Genomic DNA, 4,151 nt, shown 5'->3' on the forward strand with positions numbered 1-4,151 from the left:
AATTTAATCCGGACATATGCGAATTGACGACTTTATTTTGGTAAGACCGTCAATAAAGTCGTCAATTCAGGGTCCGGATGCCTAGATCGGCGGGGATTCTGGAGTGACAGATTTATTTTGCTCTACGGATGGCGCCGGCAGGCGGTGCCGCATGAGCGGGCAGATTCCGACCGAATATCGCTCGACCACGCCCGAGCGCTTGCGGCGCCACGCGCAGGACGCGGGCGATCGCCTGCCGGTGGAGATGCGGCAGCTGTTGTTCGACGCTTCGGCTGAGCTCGAAGGCAGCGAGCAGGCGTACGCCGCGCTCGTCGACCAGAAGCAGGCGCTGCAGCGCGCGCTCGCGCAGTGCCAATCCAATCTGCGCGCGGCGCTCGCGATCCGCGCGCCGCGCTAACGCCGCCAGGAAACCGCCATGGACCCACGGATCCGCGAACTGATCGAACAAAAGCTGATTGGCGCGATTGCGCTCGACACCTCGATCTTTGACGGGCAGCAGGGGCGCCTCGAGGACGGTCTGCTGCGCCGCGTCGAGCAGTTCCAATCCACCCGGAACGTCGCGGTCCTGATGCCGGACGTGGTACAGCGCGAGTTGATCGCACACCTCACGCACGACGCGGCGGCGGCCCGCAGCGCGTTGCTGCGCGCGACCCGGGCGCCGAACCTGGTGGGACTGCTGCCGCCGGCCGCGCTCACGCAGTTGCAGACGCGCGCCGCGCAAGCGATCGACCCGGCCGACGCGGCCACCGCCCGGGTCACGCGCTGGCTCGAGCGGACCAACGAGACGGTGCTCGATGTGGCGGAGCACGTTGGCCTGCGCGCGCTGTTCGACCGGTACTTCGCGATGCAGCCGCCGTTTGCCGAAGCGGGCAAGAAAAAGCACGAGTTTCCCGATGCCGCGGCCTTGCTCGCGCTCGAAAGCTGGGCCAACGCACGGTCGACCGGCATTCTCGTGGTGTCGAACGACAAGGACTGGCAACGCTTCTGTGCGGGGACCAACCGGCTTTTTTGGACGGCCAACCTCAGCGACGCACTGGGGGCGTTCCAGGATGAGACTGCGCGATTTGCGGCGCGGTGCCTGGTCGAGTTGTCGACTGCGGGAGGGCCCCTGGATCTCGCGACGGCCTTGCTCCAGGCGCTTCATGCGTCGCCTGGCGCGATCCAGGTGCAGGTCGAGGCCCAGTGTTTCGTCGGGTTCGGCTGGAAGGAGGCGATCGACGTGCAGCGCGTGGAGTTGCCCACGCTGGACGTCGCCTTGGGCGAGTGCGAAGCGGTCGACTACGGGGAGCACGCCGTCACCGTCTCTGTATACGGCACGGCGCATGGCCGCATCTCGATCGCTTGCGACTTCGGCATGTGGAGCGGCGAGGGGGTGGACGGCACCTACAGTGAGTTGGGTAGCCGCACGTTCGACACCGACGCGGCCATCCCCTTTCGCGCACTGGTGACGCTGACGGGCGAGATCCCCAAACGGATGGAGATCGGTCCGGTGGAAATCCTGCCGACGCTCTATTGGGTTGAGCTCGGCGAGATCTCCCCCGATTGGCAAACCCTCCTCAGCGACATTGCGATGCGGTCGAGTCGACTGAGTTGATGCCGACGTATCGGCTGCCGCGGCGCGATCAGCGCCAACCGGCCATCGCTAACCCAACCGAGAACAACCTATGGCGGTATCTGAAGTAGCAGCGATCGTGGCGCAAGCGCCGGCGAATTGGCTCACGCCCGCCGCGCTCGGCGCCCTGGGCGGCGCATTCATCACCGCCGGGGTGGGCTTGATAGCTCAATACCTCGCCCAGCGGCATGAGAACGCAAAAATCGCAGAACAGCGAGCGCACGAGCATGCGAAGCTCGCTGAAGAGCGCGCGCGTGCGCAGCTGGAAGCCCTGCGTCCGCTCGAGGCGTTTGCAAAACACGGAGACGAAGTCCTGAGCCCAATCGAGGCTGCCTTCGAGGACTACGGCGATGTCGGGGATGCGGTATTCGGTTACCTGAAACCAGTCGTTTTGCACTTTGACATTCCGACGCAACCCGTTATGGATGCCCTGCCGCGCCCGCTTGTTGACCAGCTGTATCAATTCGCGCTGGCACTCGAGGTCCGTGCGGATTGGCTCGACAAGCAGGAAGTACGGTTGGCGCCATTTGACGTCTGGAAGCTTGAGCTGCAATGCGTCGTTCATTTCGGCTTGCACGCGTGCGACCTCACGAATGGGATTCGGCGCAATCTGGACCTTCCGGAATCGGCGTACCTGAAGGCATGGCAGCGAAATTTCGAAGACGCGTTCGCCAAGCTTCAACGGGAGTATGACCGCGACCCAGCGGAATATCCGCTCATGCCAGAAATCGAATCCCGGCTGACGTCGTTGTCTCAGCCGATCGCGGGGCGCTGACGTGGCCCTGCTACCCCTGACGCCCGCCGGCTTCGCGCTGTACCGCGCGCACGTTGGCCACGCGCTCGAAACTCTCATGGATCGCCGATGCTCCTGACCACCACCGACGAGCGCGCGCGTTTTCTCGCGTTCGCGCAACAGCACTGGATCGCCGACCAGCACGCGGCGCACGACACGAACAGCTTCACCGCGCTGTTCGCCGGCCACCCCGCGCACCTGCAGTTCGAGACTGATGGCGCGTGGCGCCTGTACTACCTCGGTTTTCGGTCCGAACGGATCTTTCACTTGGCCGACGCGCAGCGCGCAGCGCCGGCATTCGTGCGCGACGTGCTGGCCCACATGACCGCGCTCGTCGCCGACGGCGAGCCGCGCACCGCTAACGAGCCCGGCGCATGACAAGGTCGACTCTTCTCCGACGCTGGCGGGCGGTCGAGCACTGGCCGACCCGCCTTAGAGTGACGTACCACCTGGTGCTCGGCGGCCTGCTGACCTTGCTCGCGTCGGCCTTCGAGGCGGCGGGTTCGGCGTGGCGCGCAGCCGCGCAGCAGGGGCATCCTCTTGCGCATGCGGGGCGCGAATGGGTGCGCACACACGTTGGCTTTCGCGATGCGGTTTCCGTGCTCGAGCATGCGGCCACCGGTGCCGGTTGCGCCCTGTTCGCGTTCGCGACTCTGCAAGTCGGCTACGGCGTGATCGTCTCGGCACGCGAGCGCCCGATTGAGCCGTGGCAGCCGTGGCAATTGGAGCTTTTCGCAGTCGGCATCGCGGGTGTCAGCTGCGGGATGGCATCGCAGATGTACCCAAACACGCGCGTGCTGACTGGCCTCCTCATCGCGGTGAGCCTGACGATCCCATTGGCGTGGCCGAACCACGCGAGCCGCGCGGCGCTCGCGACCCCGGCACGGGTCACCGGAGCAGTGGGCGCGGTATTTTGGCTGGTGGCCGACGCCCTATGGAAGGTCTATCACGCGCCCCACGCGCAGGTGAACGCCGAGACGGTCGCCTTGCAACTCGGGCTCGGGCTCGCTGGCATGGTCGCGGCCAGCTGGGCATTCGGCTGGGCCGCAGGGCGCACCGCGTGGTTGCGCCCTGCGCCGATCGGAGGCCGGTAACGTGCGTGCCTCACCCATCCGCGCGACGTTGCGCCTGACCCCGGCCCACTTCGCGCTGTACCGCGCGCACCTCGAGGGGCTCGACGAGGCGACCCTGCATGCGCACTACGGCGTGCCAGGGACGGACGTGCGCGTGACCCACCGCACGCTCGCGACGCTGCGCGACACGCTGACGATCGCTGCGCGTCGCGCGCGCGACGTCGACGCCGCGCACTTGCTGCGTCTCAAACCCGGCAGTCTGCCGCGCGACGCGCACGCCGGCGCCGCGGCCGGTCACGACGTGCCGACGCTCGAGGCATTTCGCGACACGGTGGATCCGGACGCGGTCTACAACGAGCGCGAGCTCGTCGCGCTGTACGTCGAAACCTACCCGCCGGCGTCGTCAGTCGCGCTCGATCGCAAGGTCGCGCGCAATCGCCGTTTGCGCGAGCGGCAGGACGCGGCGCTCGCGCGCATGGAGGCGAGTCTCGTCGAGGCGCCGCAGCTGGAGCACACGCTCGAGGGGTGGTTCGACGCCCGGATGGTCGCGCGGCTCGCGACCGCCGGCGTCGCCACCTTCGCGCAACTGCTCGCGCTGATGCGTGCGCGGCGCCAGCGCTGGTATCGCGCCGTGCCGCGTCTGGGCAAGGTTGGCGCGCAGCGCCTCGCCGCC

At 67.0% G+C, this 4,151-nt stretch carries 6 protein-coding genes; all 6 read left to right on the forward strand.

The window, feature by feature from the left end:
* The first annotated feature begins 151 nt into the window (after positions 1 to 151).
* Positions 152 to 397 carry a hypothetical protein gene (locus G3O00_RS40455; RefSeq protein ID WP_206146351.1) on the forward strand — a complete coding sequence of 82 codons (246 nt, stop codon included), beginning with the start codon at positions 152 to 154 and terminating at the stop codon, positions 395 to 397.
* Between the two features lie 18 nt (positions 398 to 415).
* On the forward strand, positions 416 to 1,594 hold the full coding sequence (locus tag G3O00_RS40460) for a PIN domain-containing protein (RefSeq protein ID WP_206146347.1): 1,179 nt from the start codon (positions 416 to 418) through the stop codon (positions 1,592 to 1,594).
* Between the two features lie 70 nt (positions 1,595 to 1,664).
* Complete coding sequence (locus G3O00_RS40465; protein WP_206146348.1) at positions 1,665 to 2,387, forward strand: hypothetical protein; 723 nt, start codon at positions 1,665 to 1,667, stop codon at positions 2,385 to 2,387.
* 87 nt (positions 2,388 to 2,474) lie between these two features.
* Positions 2,475 to 2,783 carry a hypothetical protein gene (locus G3O00_RS40470; RefSeq protein ID WP_206146349.1) on the forward strand — a complete coding sequence of 103 codons (309 nt, stop codon included), beginning with the start codon at positions 2,475 to 2,477 and terminating at the stop codon, positions 2,781 to 2,783.
* 59 nt (positions 2,784 to 2,842) lie between these two features.
* A complete protein-coding gene (locus G3O00_RS40475; protein ID WP_346779025.1) occupies positions 2,843 to 3,499 on the forward strand; it encodes a hypothetical protein in 657 nt (218 codons plus the stop codon).
* 1 nt (position 3,500) lies between these two features.
* Positions 3,501 to 4,151 (forward strand): phage integrase family protein (locus G3O00_RS40480; protein ID WP_346779026.1); only part of this gene is annotated, 651 nt, incomplete at its 3' end.

The organism is Burkholderia sp. Ac-20384 (assembly GCF_017104605.1).
GTDB lineage: Bacteria > Pseudomonadota > Gammaproteobacteria > Burkholderiales > Burkholderiaceae > Burkholderia > Burkholderia lata.

Coding starts and splice junctions, on each gene's coding strand:
- G3O00_RS40465 (WP_206146348.1), top strand. CDS start 1,665: ATGGCGGTATCTGAAGTAGCAGCGATCGTGGCGCAAGCGCCGGCGAAT.
- G3O00_RS40460 (WP_206146347.1), top strand. CDS start 416: ATGGACCCACGGATCCGCGAACTGATCGAACAAAAGCTGATTGGCGCG.
- G3O00_RS40470 (WP_206146349.1), top strand. CDS start 2,475: ATGCTCCTGACCACCACCGACGAGCGCGCGCGTTTTCTCGCGTTCGCG.
- G3O00_RS40455 (WP_206146351.1), top strand. CDS start 152: ATGAGCGGGCAGATTCCGACCGAATATCGCTCGACCACGCCCGAGCGC.